The organism is Streptomyces sp. SAS_281 (assembly GCF_052542855.1).
Genome location: NZ_JBMNDO010000043.1, coordinates 40,118 through 58,231 on the forward strand (window position 1 = coordinate 40,118; position 18,114 = coordinate 58,231).

Consider the following 18,114-nt stretch of genomic DNA (forward strand, 5'->3'; position numbering starts at 1 on the left):
CCTTGTCGTACGAGCTGATGGGTGAAGGCTGTCGGGCCGGCCGGCGGGATGCCGGTCATTCGAAGGAGTACGGGGCTCGTGGACGCGTCAGTCTTCCGCCTGCGCATCGCCGCCGGGATTCTGGCCGTCGTCCGCCTTTTCCCCCTGCCAGGCGTGAAAGGACCGCCCCCATTCCCTGCGCACCTGGTCGGGGCCGTTGGGCCACTGCCAGGTGTAGAGCTGCCCGGCGAGCAGCTCATAGTCGAGGGAGAACCGTTCGCGGCGCAGGAGCAGAACGATGTCTCTCAGCCGTTGGGCAAGGATGTTCACGTCGGGCGCCGTTCCGGCCCGGACCAGCCGCTTGCGCAGCGGGTCGTCGATTTCGCCCGGCTTCATCATGCGGCGTACCGCGGCACCGACCCCGCGAGGCTTTCCGCGGCTCCCGTGTTCGTGCATTCCCGCTTCCCTGCGGGACTGCTGGTGCAGCGCCCACAGCGTGAGGGCGATATGGAGGGCGTTCTCCGCACGTTCGAGTTCGGGTTCGCTCAGTTCTCGCGCGCCCTCACCGGGAACATGCAGGGACGAGGTGTCGATGAGATTCCACAGGTCGGGCACGTGCTCCGGCGTCTGGCCGGCGCCTCTGCGCAGCCTGGCAAGGGCCGCGACGGCGCTCGGAACGTCCTTCAGGTATCCCCGTTGGTACGTGGCGATGCGTTCACCGGCAAGCTGTTCGACCCGCTTGCGGGGCGTGAGCTGAGCGGGGGTGGTGATCGTCGTCATAGGTGCCCCTCGGTGGCAAGCGCGGCGGCGGGCGCGACGGCCTCCGGTTCGCCGCCGGTGTCTGTCGTCGGTCGGTCGGAATGCTGGGCGCGACCCGTGCAGGTGCCGAGCCGGTGGCGGAACCACTTGCGGGCGAGACCGGCGTTCAGCCATTCCGTGCGCGACTTGACCGTGATGAGCACGCCCTGCCAGGCGGCATCGCTGGCTCGGTCGATGAGGCCGTCACCCAGCCGGGACACGATCTCGTGCACCTGTCTCTGCCAGTCGGCCCGTGCCGCGTACGGGTCCGTGCAGCCGTCCAGGTCTGCCAACCAGGTCCGGAAGTGGGTGCCCAGCACGTGGAATCCCGTGTCACGGGCTGTGGCCCGGGGGCCGTCGCTTTCGGTACCGGCGGCGCGGGCGAGGTTCGTCGCGAGGTCCCCGAGTGCCATGACGGCGTTCTCGGCGTCGGTTACAGCGCTGATCGCCTGCTCCGCGTACTCGCTCTTGCGCTCGTGGAGCAGGACGACCGCCAGGGGCACGTGGTCGTCGACGACCTCGTCGATCACTGACTGCTGCGTCCCGTACTGGGCGCCGACGATCCGCGCCCTGACCAGGTAGCCCTCGTCCAGCTCGCCGTCCGTCACCAGTTGCGCGATCCACTCGAAGAGTCTGGGCGGGAGGTAGTCGGCGGCTTCCGCGCCCTGCGCGGGGGCGCCCCTGTTGGCGATCAAGGATCCGAGCCCCCGCCATGCCGAGCGAGTCGGGTCGTGCTCGCGTGGCATGTAGGCGGTCGCCTCGCCGTGCTTCTTCTCCTGCGTCCTGCTGCGCCGCCAGGCGGTCATCGGCTCGCAGCCGTGCTTGTTGCGGGCGGTGAGCGGGTCTCCGTATCCCAGAACCACACCGTGGACCCCGTCGCCGTCCGCATGCAGCAGGATGCGCCGGGTCTGCCAGGTGTAGAGGTCGCGGACGCCGGTGGGACGGCGTACGGGCTCGGCGCCCGGGCCGCAAGCGGGGCGCCGCCAGGCGGGGAGGTCTTCCCCGGCGTCCCAGTCGCTGAGGCCGACCGTGACCGCGGGCGCCACCATGTTGAGCAGAAGCGTCTCCCGCAGCGTTTCCCCTTCGGCGAAGACACCTCCCAGGTTGCCTGCCCAGCCGACCCCGAGCGGGTAGACCTTGCCCTTCTTGGCCCGGTCGTCGCCCACGACACCGCTCTTGATGCCGGACGTGTCGTAAGCGTGCGCGTGCGCGATCCAACGGGCGGCCTCGGCGTACGTCAGCCGGTCGACGCCCGGCATCCGGGAGCTGAAGAACGGCGCCCCGTTGGGCACGTCGGCCACGATGCGGTTCAGGGGCGAGACCTCGCCCTTCGCCGTGTGCAGCCCGGCCACCTGGAAGAACGGCGTACGGGCGTGGAAGAGGTCGAAGCGTTCGCGATGCTCATCGAGGTAGTCCCCGACCGTCGCGAAGCAGTCGTCATCGGCCCACAACTCCGCCCAGTGGTCGGTATCCCGGGGTCCGTCGAACGCGTCGTGCGCGACGGCGAGCAGGAGCCGTAACAGGGCGAACTCCTGGGTGGGCAGGTCCCCGACGATCCGGCGCAACTCGTGGGCCTCGCTGAACACCTCCCGCAGCGACATCTCGACGTGTTCGCCGCCCAGGCGCAGAACCGGAATCCACGGCTCCGATGTGAGGTCGAACGACAGCGCGCGGGCCGCGTTTTCAGCTGTGTCAGTCACGGGTCACCTCAAGGCCGTCGCTCTCGCTGTAGCTCAGAGAAAAGCCTGCCAGGTGGGTCTGACAATCCTCGTCGAGCGCGAGAATCAGCTGGCCGGAGAGCCAGTGGCTGTCCTTCACCTGCCAAGCGGGTACGTACAGTTCCTCCAGTTCGGCGATGGCCCGCTCCATGACGTCGGCGTACGAGAACTGCGTCGGCAGCCTCAGCCCGCAACTCGCCGCCGCACGCGCCGCCTGCCGGGTCGGCACCTGGTCCAGCGGGAGTTCCAGGCTCCCGAGGGGTTTACCGTTCCGGTCCGGTCCGAGCCAGGGAACGGTGGTCAGCGACCCGTCGGCCCGCCGCTGCACCACCAGGACCTCCAGGCCGTCCCTGGTGTCACGGACCTGGGCGCGCCCGGCCGGGCTGTCGTCGGTGTCACCCACCCCGGCGGCGACCCATCCGAACAGCGGTCGGCCCGGCGCACCCACCTTCCCCAGCCGGAACACGGCCGCACGCTCGGCCTGATCGGCAAGGTGCCGCTCGCGATGCCAAAGGGCGTCGGCCATCGCGTCCGCCCAGCCGGTGGGCACCCCGGCGTCGTCCGCGTACGCGCCCTGGACGAGCGGGCAGATGTCGTCGGGCAGCCGTACGGGACGTCCTGCACCCTGCTCGAAGTGCGGCAGGAGCACCGCCGCCGATCGCAGCAGTGCGTACGCCCCGTACACGGCGACCGACCCTCGCACGGGCACGGGCACCTCGGCCTGCCAGTCAGCGCCGGTGACCAGGCAGCGTGCGCGTCGGAGCCGCTCGGGGCGGTCCCGCTGGCCCTCGCCCCGTCGGTGCCGGTGCAGGCGGCCCATGCGCTGGAGCAGGAGGTCGACCGGGCAGAGATCGGTGACCAGCAGGTCGAAGTCCACGTCGAGGGACTGCTCCGCGACCTGGCTGGCCACGACGATGTGCGGACCGGCCGGACGGCCCTGCGCGGCGCCGGGTGGCCCGAAGCGCTTGAGGAGACCGGCGTCCTTGGCGGCCCGGTCGACATCGATGAAGCGCGAGTGCGCCACCGTCACGTTCTCGTCGCCGAACGTGGCCCGGAGCGCCTTCGCGGTCTCCAGGACACGGGTGACGGTGTTGCGCACGACGAGGGCGCAGCCACCTCCGTCCAGTTCGTGGGCGAGACGCCCGACGAGGGCGTCCATTCCGTCGTCGAACGGTTCCAGTACGACGTCCGTGCCACGGCCGGAGGCACCGGGGCCGCGCATGACCGGCGAACCCCCGGGTGTCACGGCGGTCAGCAACGGGTAGGCCGTGGCCTCGGCCACGTCCGCGAACGCCTCCGGCGTACCGTCCGTTCCCGCGTACGCCTCGACGAGTTCGCGCCGTCTGCGGGCGGGAAGGGTCGCGGACAGGATCACCACGGGCACCCCGTACGCACCGAGCCAGGCCACTACCCGGTCCAGGTAGACACTCATGTACGTGTCGTACGCGTGCGCCTCGTCGATGACGACGACCTTGCCGGCCACGGCGAGGTGACGCATCGCCAGGTGACGGCTCTTGAGACCGGCGAAGAGGAGCTGGTCGATGGTTCCGGCGACGAACGACGCCAGCATGGCCTTCTTGCGGCCGCGCAGCCAGGTGTGCGCGACGAGCCCTGCGGGTGCGGCGTGCCGCGTCTCCTCGGCGTCGAGATCGACGGCGACGATCTGCTGGCGGCTGTCGCGCATGAGGTCGGCGAAGCGCTCGTTCAACGCGGCTTTGGAGTGCGCGAGGAGCACGGTGTGTTCGGCGTCCCGGGTGGACGGGAGCCGTTCCAGCCACTCCAGGAGGCGGGGGAACATGGCGTTGCCGGTGGCCATGGTGGGAAGGGCGAAGAAGACTCCGCCGGCCCCGGAGCGGGCGGCGAAGATCTCGGTGACGGCGAGCGCGGCTTCGGTCTTGCCCTCACCCATGGGCGCCTCGATCACCATCAGCCCCGGCCCGCCCATGGAGCGGGCCAGCTCGATGGCGGCTTCCTGCACGGGGCGGGCCTTCGCTCCCTCCGGCAGTCCGAAGCGGGAGCCGATGAGCTGCTGGGCGTCCTCGGTGGGGTCCGGCGGGGACCAGGGGGCGGGCAGATCCAGTCCGCGCCAGGCGGCGGCCACGCGCTCCTCGCCACTACGGGCGGCGTCCTGCGGGAAGTACGGAAAGAGGTCGGCGTTGCTGGCGATCCAGTCGGCGACGATCACGAGGGAGGTGAGCAGCACCTGTGCGGTCTGGGGCAACCGCACGTCCCGCCAGGCGGCCAGCCGGTCCCGTACGCGGTACTCGTCGGCACACGCGTCGAGCAGTTCGTCCTGTACGCGCTGCCAGGCGGCGCGACTTGGGCCCGGGCTGCGTAAGAGGTGCCCGTGCCTCTGCAGCGCGGTGATCTGCCCGGGCTCCGGGGGCACGCCGTGGTGCCCGCCGACGACGACGGCCAGTTGCCCGACCTGCTTCCTGGCCCAGCCGTGCCGCTCCCGCAACCACTCCCCCAGCAGCGCCTGGCCGGCCAGCCCGTGCGGGGCGATCCTCCGGTCCGGGCCGAGGGCCTTGGCGGAGCGCATCTGCAACCCGGCGTCCCGCATGCGGTCGGCGAGCGGATCGACCTGGCAGGCGAAGGCGGGCGTGGCCTTCCCGATGTCGTGAACCCCTGCGAGCCAGACGGCGAGCCGCCGCCCGTCGCCCAGCCCTTCCGGGAGCTCCGAGCTGACGAGCGCCCGAACGTTGGCCGGCAACCACGTGTCCCAGAGCAACCCGGCGACCGCTGCGCTGTCCTCCATGTGCCGCCACAAGGGCAACCACCCGTCGGTGCCCCGGTCGTGCTTGGCCCACACGGTGCGGGCGGGGGCGGTGAGCCTGGCGCGGAGGCCGGGGTGGGGGGTGGAGTGGCTTGCGGCGGTCATGGGTCATGGATACAGGAGGAGGTCCAGTCGAGATGTTCATACGATGAAAAGTGCAGAGATTAAGGGGCAGTTGACACGAAGAGCCCATGTCAGCGGCGGACAACGCCTAAGATCCCCTCTCGACTTGAACAACTTGGTTAACCAATGGGCAATTTAGGGTGGTTATGCCGGATTCCGCGAAAGTGGTCAGAAACGCCATCCTCGCCGAGTAACGTCGCAGGTCACGGAGTCTGCTCCCCGTACGCGCGGGGATGGTCCCGCAATTGAGCTGGGGTCCGACGGCGGGCTGTACTGCTCCCCGTACGCGCGGGGATGGTCCCGCGGCGATCATCTACGTCGAGTGGAACTTCGGCTGCTCCCCGTACGCGCGGGGATGGTCCCGCGTCAAGGTCCATAGCGGGCAAGGCATCCCGCTGCTCCCCGTACGCGCGGGGATGGTCCCTGGACAGGCGGCGGCCAGAACGGCCAGCTCACCTGCTCCCCGTACGCGCGGGGATGGTCCCTCCAGCAGCTGCCCGGTCCCGAGGATCTGCACCTGCTCCCCGTACGCGCGGGGATGGTCCCTCGCGGGGTGGGTGAGACGGTCGGCGACGTCGCTGCTCCCCGTACGCGCGGGGATGGTCCCCGCGACTGGCTGTCCGTCGAGAACGAAGGCAACTGCTCCCCGTACGCGCGGGGATGGTCCCTTGCCGGATTCGGGCACTTGCCTGAGTCAGTACTGCTCCCCGTACGCGCGGGGATGGTCCCCTATTTCGCTGGACGGGGACGCAAGCCCGAGAGCTGCTCCCCGTACGCGCGGGGATGGTCCCTCCTCCGCCCGCATGCCGAGGATCAGGTGCAACTGCTCCCCGTACGCGCGGGGATGGTCCCCCGGCCGACCGCCCGGTCCCCGGCACCCCCCACTGCTCCCCGTACGCGCGGGGATGGTCCCATCCGCCGTCCGGCCGTTCTCGCTGCGCGCTCCTGCTCCCCGTACGCGCGGGGATGGTCCCGCGCGAAGCTCTGTACGGCCGTCTGCGGGCCTCTGCTCCCCGTACGCGCAGGGATGGTCCCACGCTCAGCTCCTCGGCATCGCCCCCGGCTCCCTGCTCCCCGTACGCGCGGGGATGGTCCCAGGTGCGTGGCCGACGAGTACGCCATGAGCGGCTGCTCCCCGTACGCGCGGGGATGGTCCCGGCGAACCGGTCCAGCACGCGGAGACCGATGACTGCTCCCCGTACGCGCGGGGATGGTCCCTCGCCGAAGCCGCCGCCCGACGAACTGCTGTCCTGCTCCCCGTACGCGCGGGGATGGTCCCTCCGACAGCTCACCGAACCGGCGGCCGTCAATCTGCTCCCCGTACGCGCGGGGATGGTCCCCGTGCAGACGCCCTACGCGCCCACGTCGGGGACTGCTCCCCGCACGCGCGGGGATGGTCCCGAGGTGGTGACGCCCGGGGATCAGCTCTACGGCTGCTCCCCGTACGCGCGGGGATGGTCCCCAGGGATCGCTCGGCGACCATGTCGTTGGCGTCTGCTCCCCGCACGCGCGGCGATGTTCCCTGCCGGCCCGGCACCGGGCCGCGAGGGTCGCCCTGTTCCCCGCCACCGCGCAGGGATCGCCCCCCACCTCCCGAGGAACGGCGCACGCGGCGTCCCCTCACCCCGGCAGCAAACTCCCCCGCCGCCCCAGCAGGAACCGTTTGAACGCCGCCACCGGGGCCGTGTCCGGGTGGCCGTCCAGCCAGGCCACCCCGATCTCGCGGACCGCCCTCGGGGCCGTCACCGACAGCTCCACCACGCCCGGGCGGGCCACCGCGGGGGGTGGGAGGAGGGCCACGCCCAGGCCCGCCGCGACCAGGCCCCGGAGTGTCTCGGCCTCCTCGCCCTCGAAGGCGACGCGGGGGGCGAAGCCCGCCTCCGCGCAGAGGTCGTCCGTGATGCGGCGGAGGCCGTAGCCGGGTTCGAGGGTGACGAAGGTTTCGTCGGCGGCTTCGGCGAGGCGGATGCGGCGGCGGGTGGCGAGGGGGTGGTCCTCGGGGACGACCAGGCGGAGGCGTTGTTCGTCCAGGCGGCGGGTGACCAGGTCGGGGGCGTCCGGGACCGGGGAGGTGAGGCAGAGGTCGAGTCCGCCGGCGCGGAGGCGTTCGATCATGGCCTCGCCGTAGTTCTGGACGAGTTGGAACCGGACCCGGGGGTGGTCGGCCCGGAAGGCGCGGATGAGGGCGGGGACGGTTTCGGAGCCCATCGTGTGGAGGAAGCCGAAGGCCACCTTGCCGGCGGTGGGGTCGGCGTCGGCGCGCACCGAGTCGGCGGCCCTCTCCACCTCCGCGAGGGCGCGCTCGGCCGAGCCGAGGAAGGTGCGGCCGGCCGGGGTCAGGGAGACCGTGCGGCCCTTGCGCGCGAACAGGGCGACGCCCAGGTCGTCCTCCAGGCGCACCATCGCGCGGGAGAGGGTGGACTGCGGGACGCCCAGTTCCTGGGCGGCGCGTGTGACGTGCTCGTGGCGGGCGACCGCCTCGAAGTACGCGAGGCGCGGTGCGAGAACCGCGCGGATGTCTTCTTCGTAACTGCTCGGTGACAGCCGGGGCTGTGAGCTGCGTTGATGCACCATGGGATTGATTATTCGCTGTTTGTGCATTGGACGCATGAATCTCCTGCGGCATACGTTCCTGGCATGCCTCCTGCCAGTACCGGGGCGTCCACCCTCACCGTGGCCGCCTCGACCCAGTCGTCCCCCGTCGCCGACACCGCCGACCGGCTCGAACCCGGGCGCCCCGGCTACCGCCGGATGAGCTTCGCCCTCTTCGCCGCCGGTGTCGCGACCTTCGCGCTCCTCTACTCCACGCAGGCGCTGCTGCCCGCCGTCTCCGCGTCCTTCGGCGCGACGGCGGGGCAGGCGAGCTGGACGGTGTCCGCCGCGACCGGCGCGCTGGCGCTGTGCGTGCTGCCGCTGAGCGCGCTGTCCGAGCGGTTCGGGCGGCGGCAGATGATGACCGCCTCGCTGGTGATCGCGGTGACGGTCGGGCTGTTCGTTCCGTTCGCGCCCTCGCTGGGCACGCTGATCGCGCTGCGCGCCGTGCAGGGCGCCGCGCTCGCCGGGCTGCCCGCCTCCGCGATGGCGTATCTGGCGGAGGAGGTGCGGCCCAAGGCGCTCGTCGCCGCGATCGGGCTGTTCGTGGCCGGGAACAGCATCGGCGGGATGAGCGGCCGCATCCTCACCGGCTGGATCGCGCAGCTGTGGGGCTGGCGGGCGGCGCTCGGCTCGGTCGGGCTGCTGGCCGTGGCCTGCGCGGTCGTCTTCCACTTCATGATGCCGCGCGCCCGGCACTTCACCCCGGGCACGCTGAACCCGAAGGCCCTCGCGCGGACCGTCGGCGCACACCTCGCCAATCCGCTGCTGCGGCGGCTGTACGCGATCGGCGCGCTGTTCATGACGGTGTTCGGCGCCGTGTACACGGTCATCGGATACCGGCTCGTGGAGGCCCCGTTCAGCCTGCCGCAGGGCATCGTGGGCTCGGTCTTCCTGGTGTACCTGGTCGGTACGGTCTCCTCCGCCGCCGCCGGACGGCTGGTCGCCCGGCTGGGGCGGCGGGGCGCGCTGTACCTCGCCGTCTCCACCACGGCCGCGGGTCTGCTGCTCTCCCTGGGCGACCGGCTGGCCGCCGTGCTCCTCGGCCTGGTGCTGATCACGGCCGGCTTCTTCGCCGGGCACGCGGTCGCCTCCTCCTCGGTGAGCCGCACGGCGACGACGGGCCGCGCCCAGGCGTCGGCGCTCTACCAGTCGGCGTACTACCTCGGCTCCAGCGCGGGCGGCACGCTCGGCGCGGTGGCCTTCCACGCCGGCGGCTGGGCGGGCACGGTCGCGCTGGGGCTGCTCGCGGTCCTCGGAGTCGTGTCCGTCACGCTGTACGGGACGCGGGCCGCCCGCGCCGAACGGCTGCGGCCCGCCGCCGTGGCGCCCGTACAGAACTGAGACATTCGGCGCACAACCAGCCGCTCCCCTTCGCGCGTCTAGCAGGCGGAATCACCGCAGTGCGCGCGAAGGGGAGTTGGCGTACATGGGAGTCAGGAAGAACATGCGGAACATACGGGGCATCACGGGCGTACGGGTGCGGAGGGGGCTCGTCCTGTCCGTCGCGGGGCTGACCGCGGTACCGGCGTTCGTCCTCGGTACGGGCGGCACCGCGCAGGCGGCGTCCTGCACGACGTCCACGGGTCCGAACCAGAAGCAGGTCGAGAAGTACCTGCACCTGAAGGTGGACGGCAAGCAGTCGGCGGCCGACTGCAAGAAGATCCGGTCGTTCCAGAGCACGTACGGCGTCACTCCGGCCATCGGCTACGCGGGACCGGTCACCTGGCGCACGATGCAGACGCTCACCGCGCAGAAGGCGGCCGGCAAGAACCCGAACAAGGCCGGGAAGTGCCCGACCAACAAGGGGCGCATCGCCTGCGTCGACCTGACGCGGCAGATCAGCTGGATCCAGGACGGCAAGAAGCTGAAGTTCGGGCCGGTGCCGGTGCGGACGGGCCGGGACAAGTACGAGACGCGGACGGGTGCCAAGAAGATCTACTGGCGCCACAAGAACCACGTGTCGTCGATCTACCACGTGGCCATGCCGTACTCGCAGTTCTTCGACGGCGGCCAGGCCTTCCACGCGGTGGGCGTGAAGATGTGGAATCCCCCGGGGTCGCACGGCTGCGTCAACATGCGCACCGCGGACGCGAAGTCATACTGGAACCTGTTGAAGAACGGCGACGACGTCTACGTGTACGGCCGCAAGCCGGGGACCTGACGGCTGCCGCTCGGCCCCCGTTGTCAGTGCCCCGCTGTAGCTTCCTGAGCACCGGATGAAGTGAGCGGTGTCACGGCACGACAGGGTGGATCGGCGATGAGTGAACTGACAGCGGCGGCAGCGGGTCCCGGCGCCGGGACCGGCGCGTCGGGCGACATCGACAGCCGTCTGGAAGGGCACCGGGTCGAGCTGACCGGGTACTGCTACCGGATGCTCGGCTCGGCGTTCGAGGCGGAGGACGCGGTCCAGGACACGCTGGTACGGGCCTGGCGCAGCTACGACAAGTTCGAGGGCCGGTCCTCGCTGCGGTCCTGGCTGTACCGCATCGCGACCAACGTCTGCCTGGACATGCTGAACGCGGGCAAGCGGCGGGCCCGGCCGGTGGATCTGACGGGGCCGACGCCGCTCGCCCAGGCCGCGCTCAACCCGCTGCCGGAGAACACCTGGCTGGAGCCGATGCCGGACGGCCGGATCATCCCGACGACCGACGATCCGGCGGAGGCGGCGGTGGCGCGCGAGTCGGTGCGCCTCGCGTTCGTCGCGGCGCTCCAGCACCTGCCGCCGAAGCAGCGCGCGGTGCTCATCCTGCGCGAGGTGCTGGCGTGGAAGGCGGCTGAGGTCGCGGAGCTGCTCGGCACCTCGGTCGCCTCGGTCAACAGTGCCCTTCAGCGGGCCCGGGCGACCCTGACCGACCACGAGTCCGTGGCCGCCGAAGCGGCGGACCCGCTGGACGAGAGGCAGACGGCCCTGCTCGAACGGTACGTGGCGGCGTTCGAGGGCTACGACATGAAGGCGCTGACCGCCCTCCTCCACGAGGACGCGGTGATGACGATGCCGCCGTTCGACCTGTGGCTCCGGGGCCACGAGGACATCACCGGGTTCATGACGTCCCTGGGCGCGGGCTGCGCCGGCTCCCGCCTGCTCGCGACCTCGGCCAACGGCAGCCCCGCCTTCGCCCACTACAAGCCGGACCCGGAGGGCCCGGGCTTCGTGCCCTGGGCGGTCCAGGTCATCGAGATCGAGGACGGCACGATCACGGGCCTGCACTGCTTCCTGGACACGCCTCGGTGGTTCCCGCTGTTCGGCCTGCCGGACCGGCTGGAGGCGGATGCGGTGTGAGGCGGCGCGTGGGGTGGGGGCTTGCCGTGGGGTGGGTGGTGCTCGCGGGCGCGGGGTGGGGGGCCTCGCAGTGGCTCGGCGAACCGGCGGCCACGTCGGGCCCGGCACCGGTACCCCCGCCGTCGTCGGCGGCCGATCCGGGGCCGCAGCCCGGGTTCGACTGCGCGGAGGCTATGCGGTCGGCGAGGGAGTCGCCGATGCCGTCGCCGTCGGGCACACCGTCCGCCCGCAAGGGCACCCAGCACCACATCACCTCGGTGGTCTGCGACTACGCGGTGGAGGGTCGCTGAAGTCCCCCACCGAATCCCCCAGCCCCACCAGGTCCAGCAGTGCCCGCAGTTCCGGCGGGGTGCCGTGCAGGCGCAGGGTGCGGCGGCCCGTTCTGCGGGCTGCCAGGGAGAGGCGGGCGATCGCCTCCACCGTCGTCAGGTCCGGGCGGACAACGCCGCTCAGGTCGCAGTGCACCGTGGTGGCGTCCGGCGTCGCGGCCAGGAGGGCTTCCAGGTCGGCGCACAGGCGTGGGACGGCGTCGCGCGTGATGTGTCCGGAGACGACGAGCGCGGCCGGGGGCGGGGCTTCCATACACTGACAGACCCGGGACCGCGCCGGAACTCACCGCGTGGGCCGCCCTCTCTTCCCGGTGCGCACCGGGGCCGGCATGCCGAACGGGACCGGTGGCAGTCCACCGGTCCCGTTCACCCGTACGAGGGCCTGTCCGACCATTCGCGTCGTCGCGCGGCAGGCGGGAATGTCAGACAGACCCGAGGAAGGCCCAGGTCAGGCGATACGTTCCCGCACCACCGGGGTCGCCGTGTACGCCGTGCCCGCGGGCTCGATGTCGTACGCGTCCGGGAGCGCCTTGAGGGCGTAGTCGAACTTCTCCGGGGTGTCCGTGTGCAGCGTCAGCAGCGGCTGGCCGTCGGTGATCTCGTCGCCGGGCTTGGCGTGCAGCTCGATGCCCGCGCCGGCCTGGACCGGGTCCTCCTTGCGGGCGCGGCCCGCGCCGAGGCGCCAGGCGGCGACGCCGATGTCGTAGGCGTCCAGGCGGGTCAGGATGCCGGAGGACGACGCCTTGATGACGTGCTGCTCGCGGGCGACCGGGAGCGCGGCGTCGGGGTCGCCGCCCTGGGCGGAGATCATGCGGCGCCAGACGTCCATCGCGGAGCCGTCCCGGAGGGCCTTCTCCGGGTCGGCGTCCTTGAGGCCCGCCGCGTCCAGCATCTCGCGGGCGAGGGCCAGCGTGAGGTCGACGACGTCCTTCGGGCCGCCGCCGGCCAGGACCTCGACGGACTCGCGGACCTCCAGGGCGTTGCCGGCGGTGAGGCCCAGCGGGGTGGACATGTCGGTGAGGAGGGCGACCGTGCGGACACCGCTGTCGGTGCCGAGGGCGACCATCGTGGAGGCCAGCTCGCGGGCGTCGTCCAGGGTCTTCATGAAGGCGCCGGAGCCGACCTTGACGTCGAGGACCAGGGCGCCCGTGCCCTCGGCGATCTTCTTGGACATGATCGAGCTGGCGATGAGCGGGATCGCCTCGACCGTGCCGGTGACGTCGCGCAGCGCGTACAGCTTCTTGTCGGCGGGGGCGAGGCCGTCGCCCGCCGCGCAGATGACCGCGCCGGTGGTGTCGAGGACGTCCAGCATCTCGGCGTTGGAGAGGTGGGCGCGCCAGCCGGGGACGGACTCCAGCTTGTCGAGGGTGCCGCCGGTGTGGCCGAGGCCCCGGCCGCTGAGCTGGGGGACGGCCGCGCCGCAGGCGGCGACCAGCGGGGCGAGCGGCAGGGTGATCTTGTCGCCGACGCCACCGGTGGAGTGCTTGTCCGTGGTGGGGCGGGAGAGGCTGTCGAAGTTCATCCGCTCGCCGGAGGCGATCATCGCGGCGGTCCAGCGGGCGATCTCCGTACGGTTCATGCCGTTCAGCAGGATCGCCATGGCCAGCGCGGACATCTGCTCGTCGGCGACCTCGCCGCGGGTGTACGCGTCGATGACCCAGTCGATCTGCTCGGGGGTCAGCTCGCCTCGGTCCCGCTTGGTGCGGATGACGGAGATGGCGTCCATGGTCTGGCGTCCTTCCGGCCGGTACGTACGGTGCGCGTGAGCCCTGTTGACTCTACGCGCATAGAGGGGAAAAGAGGCGCCGGGTGGGCCCGTTGTGCGGCCCCACCAGGCGGGGAACGGTCAGCCGAGGTGCGACGGGCCGAACGCCTGGGGCAGCATCTCGTCCAGGGTGCGGAAGCCGTCCGGGGTCTCCAGGATCAGCTCCGGGCCGCCGAACTCGTACAGCAGCTGCCGGCACCGGCCGCACGGGACCAGGCTCTCGCCGGCCCCGTCCACACAGGTGAAGTGGGTCAGCCGGCCGCCGCCCGTGGCGTGCAGCTGGGAGACCAGACCGCACTCGGCGCACAGCCCGATCCCGTACGAGGCGTTCTCGACGTTGCAGCCGGTGATCGTACGGCCGTCGTCCACGCGGGCGGCGACGCCGACCGGGTAGCCGGAGTACGGGGCGTACGCCCGGGACATGGCGTCCCGGGCCGCGGCCCGCAGGGCCTCCCAGTCGGCCTCGGTGAAGGGCGGGGGCGTCACTTGCCCTGGCCCTTGCGGTAGCGCATGCCGTCCGCCTTCGGCATCCGCAGCCGCTGCGCGGAGAGCGAGAGGACGAGCAGCGTGACGATGTACGGCGTGGCGCTGACGAACTCGGTGGGCACGCTGTCCGTACCGAGGTACCAGACCAGGACGCCGGCCGCGATGACCGCGCTGACGACGCCCTGCACGTAGCTCTTGCGGTACAGCTTCCACACGGCGAGGCCGACGAGCACGACGAACAGCAGCAGGAGCAGCGCGTGCACGGACTCGCCGCCGTTGCGCAGCTGGAGCGCGTCGGCGAAGCCGAACAGGCCCGCACCCATGGCGAGTCCGCCCGGGCGCCAGTTGCCGAAGATCATCGCGGCGAGACCGATGTAACCGCGTCCGCCGGTCTGGCCCTCGTTGTAGATGTGCGAGGTGACCAGGGAGAGGAAGGCGCCGCCGAGCCCGGCGAGCCCACCGGAGACGATCACCGCGATGTACTTGTACGTGTAGACGTTGACGCCCAGCGATTCGGCGGCGACCGGGTTCTCGCCGCAGGAGCGCAGGCGCAGCCCGAACGCGGTCTTCCACAGGACGAAGAAGGTCCCGATGAACAGGACGACGGCCAGGATCGTCAGCAGCGAGAGGTTGGTGACGAGGCCGCCGAGGATGCCGGCCAGGTCGGAGACGAAGAACCAGTGGTGCTTCTCGATGGAGTGCAGTCCGTCGGAGAGGCCGGGGATCGTCACCGAGGTGATCTCGTCGGCCGGCGGGGACTGCTTCGGAGAGCCGCCCTTGGCCGCCGCCTCGCCGCTGTTGAACCACAGCTTGGCGAAGTAGGTGGTGAAGCCGAGCGCCAGGATGTTGATCGCGATGCCGGAGATGATGTGGTCGACGCCGAAGGTGATGGTCGCGACCGCGTGCAGCAGGCCGCCGAGCATGCCGCCGACGACACCGGCGAGGACGCCCAGCCAGGGGCTGGTCTGCCAGCCGGCCCAGGCACCGAAGAAGGTGCCGAGGATCATCATGCCTTCGAGGCCGATGTTGACCACGCCGGCACGTTCGGACCACAGACCGCCGAGACCGGCGAGGCCGATCGGCACGGCCATGGCGAGCGCGGCGCTGATCTGGCCCGCCGAGGTGACGTCCTGGGCGCCGGTGATGGCGCGCACGGCGGACAGCGCGAGCAGGACGCCCGCGACGATCAGCAGGATGACGGGGAAGGAGAAGCGGGAACGCCCGCTCTTGCCGCCGGAGACCTTGGGGGCCGCCGGGGGCGGGGTGGAAGTCGCCGTGGCGGTCACGCCGACACCTCCTGCTGGTCGGAGTTACGGGCGGCCTGTGCGGCGAGTTCCGCGCCGACCTTGCTCTGCTGGCGCTTGAGTCCGTAGCGGCGGACGACTTCGTACGCGATGACGACGCACAGGACGATGACGCCCTGGATCACGCCGACGATCTCCTTGTCGTACCCCTCGAACTCCAGCTTTCCGGTACCGCGCTCCAGGAAGCCCCAGAGCAGTGCGCCGAGCGCGATGCCGACGGGGTGGTTGCGGCCGAGGAGGGCGATGGCGATGCCGGTGAAGCCGATGCCGATGGGGAAGTCGCCGCTGAACTCGTGGCTGTCGTTGAGCAGCGTCGGCATGCCGATGAGACCGGCGACGGCGCCCGAGATGAGCATCGAGGTGATGACCATGCGGCGGACGTTGACGCCGCTGGCCTCGGCGGCGGAGCCGGACTGGCCGACGGTGCGCAGGTCGAAGCCGAAGCGGGTACGGGAGAGCGTGAACCAGTACGCGATGCCGGCCGCGACGGCGACGACGATGAAGCCCCAGACGGGCGTCGGCGTCGTCGGGAACTCGAAGAAGTGCGAGGACTCCGGGAGCGGCTTGGTGGAGATCTTGGTGCCGGCCTCGTCGAGGTGGCCGAGGCGGTTCTGCTGGAGCAGGTAGCCGATGACCGCGGTCGCGATGGAGTTCAGCATGATGGTCGAGACGACCTCGCTGACGCCCCGGGTGACCTTGAGCAGACCGGCGATGCCGGCCCACATGGCGCCGACGATCATCGCGGTGAGGATGATCAGCGGGATCTGGAGCGCGCCGGGCAGGGTCAGCGCGCCGCCGAGCGCCGCGGCGAAGAAGGCGGCGAGGCGGTACTGCCCGTCGACGCCGATGTTGAAGAGGTTCATCCGGAAGCCGACGGCCACCGCGAGACCCGCGAGGTAGTACGTCGTGGCCTTGTTGAGGATGTAGACCTGGCTGTCCGACTTCAGGCCGTAGTCGAACATGATGCCGAAGGCGTTGAACGGCTCCTTGCCGGTGGCGGCGAGCACGAGTGCCGTCACCAGGAAGGCGACCACGATCGCGAGTACGGGGGCCGCGATCCCCAGGAGCAGCCGCTCCTTGTCGATCTTCTTCATCGGTCCTCTCCCCCTTCGCGGGGGTCGGTGTCGTCGTCCGTGGCGGGCGCGGCGGGCGCCTCGCCCCCCTCCGGCGCTTCGAGGTGGCCGCTGGCCGCGCCGGTCATCGCCGAGCCCAGCTCCTCGGGGGTGATGTCCGCCGGGTCGGCGTCCGCGACCAGGCGGCCGCGGTACATGACGCGCAGGGTGTCGGAGAGCCCGATCAGCTCGTCCAGGTCGGCGGAGATCAGCAGGACCGCCAGGCCCTCGCTCCGCGCCTCGCGGATCTGGTCCCAGATCTGGGCCTGGGCGCCGACGTCCACGCCCCGGGTGGGGTGCGCGGCGATCAGGAGCTTGGGCGCGTGGCTCATCTCGCGGCCGACGATCAGCTTCTGCTGGTTGCCGCCGGAGAGGGAGGCCGCGGTGACGTCGATCCCGGGGGTGCGGACGTCGTACTCGCGCACGATGCGCTCGGTGTCGGTGCGGGCGGCCTTGAGGTCGAGGAAGGCGCCCCGGCTGTTGGGGCGCTCCGTGACGTGGCCCAGGATGCGGTTCTCCCAGAGCGGGGCCTCCAGGAGGAGGCCGTGCCGGTGACGGTCCTCGGGGATGACGGCCATGCCGCCCTCGCGGCGCTTGCGGGTCGGCGTACGGGTGATGTCCGCGTCGTCCAGCGTGAGGGTGCCCTCGTCCGGGGTGCGCATGCCCATGATCGCGTCGACCAGTTCGGACTGGCCGTTGCCCTCCACGCCGGCGATGCCCAGGACCTCGCCCTTGTGGATGGTGAAGGTGATGCCGTCGAGCACGGCGCGGACGGCGCCGTCCGGGTCGGTCGCGGTGAGCCGCAGGCCGTCCACGGTGAGCATGGGCGTGTCGGTGACCGTGGACTCGCGGGTCTCCGGGGACGGCAGCTCGCTGCCGACCATCAGCTCGGCGAGCTGCTTGGTCGTGGTGTTCCGGGGGTCGGCGGTGCCCACGGTGGTGCCGCGCCGGATGACCGTGATCTCGTCGGCGACCGACAGGACCTCGCCCAGCTTGTGCGAGATGAAGATGACGGTCAGGCCCTCGGCCTTGAGCTCCCGCAGGTTGTCGAAGAGCGCGTCGACCTCCTGGGGCACCAGGACGGCGGTCGGCTCGTCGAGGATCAGGGTGCGGGCGCCCCGGTAGAGGACCTTGAGGATCTCCACGCGCTGGCGGTCGGCGACGCCGAGGTCCTCGACCATGGCGTCCGGGCGGACACCGAGGCCGTAGGCGTCGGAGATCTCCTTGATCTTGGCGCGGGCCCGGTCGCCGATGCCGTACAGCTTCTCGGAGCCGAGGACGACGTTCTCCAGGACGGTGAGGTAGTCGGCGAGCATGAAGTGCTGGTGCACCATGCCGATGCCTCGGCCGATGGCGTCGCCGGGGTTGGAGAACACGGCCTGTTCGCCGTCCACCGCGATGGTGCCCTCGTCCGGCTTCTGCATGCCGTAAAGGATCTTCATCAGAGTGGACTTGCCGGCGCCGTTCTCGCCGACGAGGGCGTGGACGGTGCCGCGGCGCACGGTGATGTCGATGTCGTGGTTGGCCACGACCCCGGGGAACCGCTTGGTGATACCGCGGAGCTCCACGGCGTTGGGACTGCTGGACGCGTTGATGGCGCACTCTCCTTGGCAGGAGCGGAGGGCGGGGGCGGTGAGGACGGGAAGGCGGTGGACGGCGGATGGGGCGGTGTACGGCTCGCGGGGCGTGGGAGGGCGTACGGGGCGCGCCGGAAAACGTATCGCGCCCGACCGGCCCCGGTCCCGACGCTACGCGCGTAGCGTCGCCGAATCGTTGGCCACCTGGTCACAGGTGGCCCGCGTCCCGCCGGAGAGTACGTGAATCGGGGCCCAGGCGGGCGGCTTGGGCC

The 18,114-nt window shown here is 71.3% G+C and carries 13 protein-coding genes and 1 CRISPR repeat array; of the genes, 3 read left to right on the forward strand and 10 right to left on the reverse strand.

The window, feature by feature from the left end; genetic code table 11:
* Nucleotides 1–87: 87 nt before the first annotated feature.
* The 4 genes from casB to ACN6LM_RS18365 all read right to left on the reverse strand — a co-directional run bounded on the left by casB (nucleotide 88) and on the right by ACN6LM_RS18365 (nucleotide 7,968).
* On the reverse strand, nucleotides 88–759 hold the full coding sequence (casB, locus tag ACN6LM_RS18350; RefSeq protein ID WP_445066438.1) for a type I-E CRISPR-associated protein Cse2/CasB: 672 nt from the start codon (nucleotides 757–759) through the stop codon (nucleotides 88–90).
* On the reverse strand, nucleotides 756–2,477 hold the full coding sequence (gene casA, locus ACN6LM_RS18355; RefSeq protein ID WP_445066439.1) for a type I-E CRISPR-associated protein Cse1/CasA: 1,722 nt from the start codon (nucleotides 2,475–2,477) through the stop codon (nucleotides 756–758). Before casA ends, casB begins: the two co-directional genes overlap by 4 nt.
* The gene (cas3, locus tag ACN6LM_RS18360) at nucleotides 2,470–5,376 is read right to left on the reverse strand and encodes a CRISPR-associated helicase Cas3' (protein ID WP_445066441.1); all 2,907 of its coding nucleotides are present in this window, start codon (nucleotides 5,374–5,376) and stop codon (nucleotides 2,470–2,472) included. Before cas3 ends, casA begins: the two co-directional genes overlap by 8 nt.
* Before the next feature lie 230 nt (nucleotides 5,377–5,606).
* Nucleotides 5,607–6,917: a CRISPR direct-repeat array (repeat unit 29 nt; unit sequence CTGCTCCCCGTACGCGCGGGGATGGTCCC).
* A gap of 97 nt (nucleotides 6,918–7,014) precedes the next feature.
* A complete protein-coding gene (locus ACN6LM_RS18365; protein WP_445066442.1) occupies nucleotides 7,015–7,968 on the reverse strand; it encodes a LysR family transcriptional regulator in 954 nt (317 codons plus the stop codon).
* Between the two features lie 63 nt (nucleotides 7,969–8,031).
* Between ACN6LM_RS18365 and ACN6LM_RS18370 the strand changes: the two genes are divergently transcribed.
* The 3 genes from ACN6LM_RS18370 (at nucleotide 8,032) to ACN6LM_RS18380 (ending at nucleotide 11,269) form a co-directional block, all read left to right on the forward strand.
* Entirely contained in the window at nucleotides 8,032–9,330 is a 1,299-nt protein-coding gene (locus tag ACN6LM_RS18370; protein WP_445066443.1) for an MFS transporter, read from the forward strand.
* Nucleotides 9,331–9,433: 103 nt separating this feature from the next.
* Entirely contained in the window at nucleotides 9,434–10,150 is a 717-nt protein-coding gene (locus ACN6LM_RS18375) for a L,D-transpeptidase (RefSeq protein WP_445066444.1), read from the forward strand.
* 96 nt (nucleotides 10,151–10,246) lie between these two features.
* Nucleotides 10,247–11,269, forward strand: a complete 1,023-nt coding sequence (locus ACN6LM_RS18380) for a sigma-70 family RNA polymerase sigma factor (RefSeq protein WP_445066445.1) — start codon at nucleotides 10,247–10,249, stop codon at nucleotides 11,267–11,269.
* A gap of 249 nt (nucleotides 11,270–11,518) precedes the next feature.
* Here the strand turns inward: ACN6LM_RS18380 and ACN6LM_RS18385 are convergent, their stop codons facing one another.
* The 6 genes from ACN6LM_RS18385 to ACN6LM_RS18410 form a co-directional block, all read right to left on the reverse strand.
* Nucleotides 11,519–11,851 carry an STAS domain-containing protein gene (locus tag ACN6LM_RS18385; protein ID WP_445066446.1) on the reverse strand — a complete coding sequence of 111 codons (333 nt, stop codon included), beginning with the start codon at nucleotides 11,849–11,851 and terminating at the stop codon, nucleotides 11,519–11,521.
* 195 nt (nucleotides 11,852–12,046) lie between these two features.
* Nucleotides 12,047–13,324, reverse strand: a complete 1,278-nt coding sequence (locus ACN6LM_RS18390; RefSeq protein WP_445066447.1) for a thymidine phosphorylase — start codon at nucleotides 13,322–13,324, stop codon at nucleotides 12,047–12,049.
* A gap of 120 nt (nucleotides 13,325–13,444) precedes the next feature.
* The gene (locus ACN6LM_RS18395; RefSeq protein WP_073964308.1) at nucleotides 13,445–13,849 is read right to left on the reverse strand and encodes a cytidine deaminase; all 405 of its coding nucleotides are present in this window, start codon (nucleotides 13,847–13,849) and stop codon (nucleotides 13,445–13,447) included.
* The gene (locus ACN6LM_RS18400; protein ID WP_445066448.1) at nucleotides 13,846–15,135 is read right to left on the reverse strand and encodes an ABC transporter permease; all 1,290 of its coding nucleotides are present in this window, start codon (nucleotides 15,133–15,135) and stop codon (nucleotides 13,846–13,848) included. The genes ACN6LM_RS18395 and ACN6LM_RS18400 overlap by 4 nt, the downstream gene beginning before the upstream one ends.
* Nucleotides 15,132–16,247, reverse strand: a complete 1,116-nt coding sequence (locus ACN6LM_RS18405) for an ABC transporter permease (RefSeq protein WP_164403058.1) — start codon at nucleotides 16,245–16,247, stop codon at nucleotides 15,132–15,134. Before ACN6LM_RS18405 ends, ACN6LM_RS18400 begins: the two co-directional genes overlap by 4 nt.
* Complete coding sequence (locus tag ACN6LM_RS18410; RefSeq protein ID WP_445066449.1) at nucleotides 16,244–17,833, reverse strand: ABC transporter ATP-binding protein; 1,590 nt, start codon at nucleotides 17,831–17,833, stop codon at nucleotides 16,244–16,246. The genes ACN6LM_RS18405 and ACN6LM_RS18410 overlap by 4 nt, the downstream gene beginning before the upstream one ends.
* Between the last annotated feature and the right edge of the window lie 281 nt (nucleotides 17,834–18,114).

Coding starts and splice junctions, on each gene's coding strand:
- ACN6LM_RS18380 (WP_445066445.1), top strand. CDS start 10,247: ATGAGTGAACTGACAGCGGCGGCAGCGGGTCCCGGCGCCGGGACCGGC.
- casB (WP_445066438.1), bottom strand. CDS start 759: ATGACGACGATCACCACCCCCGCTCAGCTCACGCCCCGCAAGCGGGTC.
- cas3 (WP_445066441.1), bottom strand. CDS start 5,376: ATGACCGCCGCAAGCCACTCCACCCCCCACCCCGGCCTCCGCGCCAGG.
- ACN6LM_RS18405 (WP_164403058.1), bottom strand. CDS start 16,247: ATGAAGAAGATCGACAAGGAGCGGCTGCTCCTGGGGATCGCGGCCCCC.
- ACN6LM_RS18385 (WP_445066446.1), bottom strand. CDS start 11,851: ATGGAAGCCCCGCCCCCGGCCGCGCTCGTCGTCTCCGGACACATCACG.
- ACN6LM_RS18390 (WP_445066447.1), bottom strand. CDS start 13,324: ATGGACGCCATCTCCGTCATCCGCACCAAGCGGGACCGAGGCGAGCTG.
- ACN6LM_RS18365 (WP_445066442.1), bottom strand. CDS start 7,968: ATGGTGCATCAACGCAGCTCACAGCCCCGGCTGTCACCGAGCAGTTAC.
- ACN6LM_RS18370 (WP_445066443.1), top strand. CDS start 8,032: ATGCCTCCTGCCAGTACCGGGGCGTCCACCCTCACCGTGGCCGCCTCG.
- ACN6LM_RS18375 (WP_445066444.1), top strand. CDS start 9,434: ATGCGGAACATACGGGGCATCACGGGCGTACGGGTGCGGAGGGGGCTC.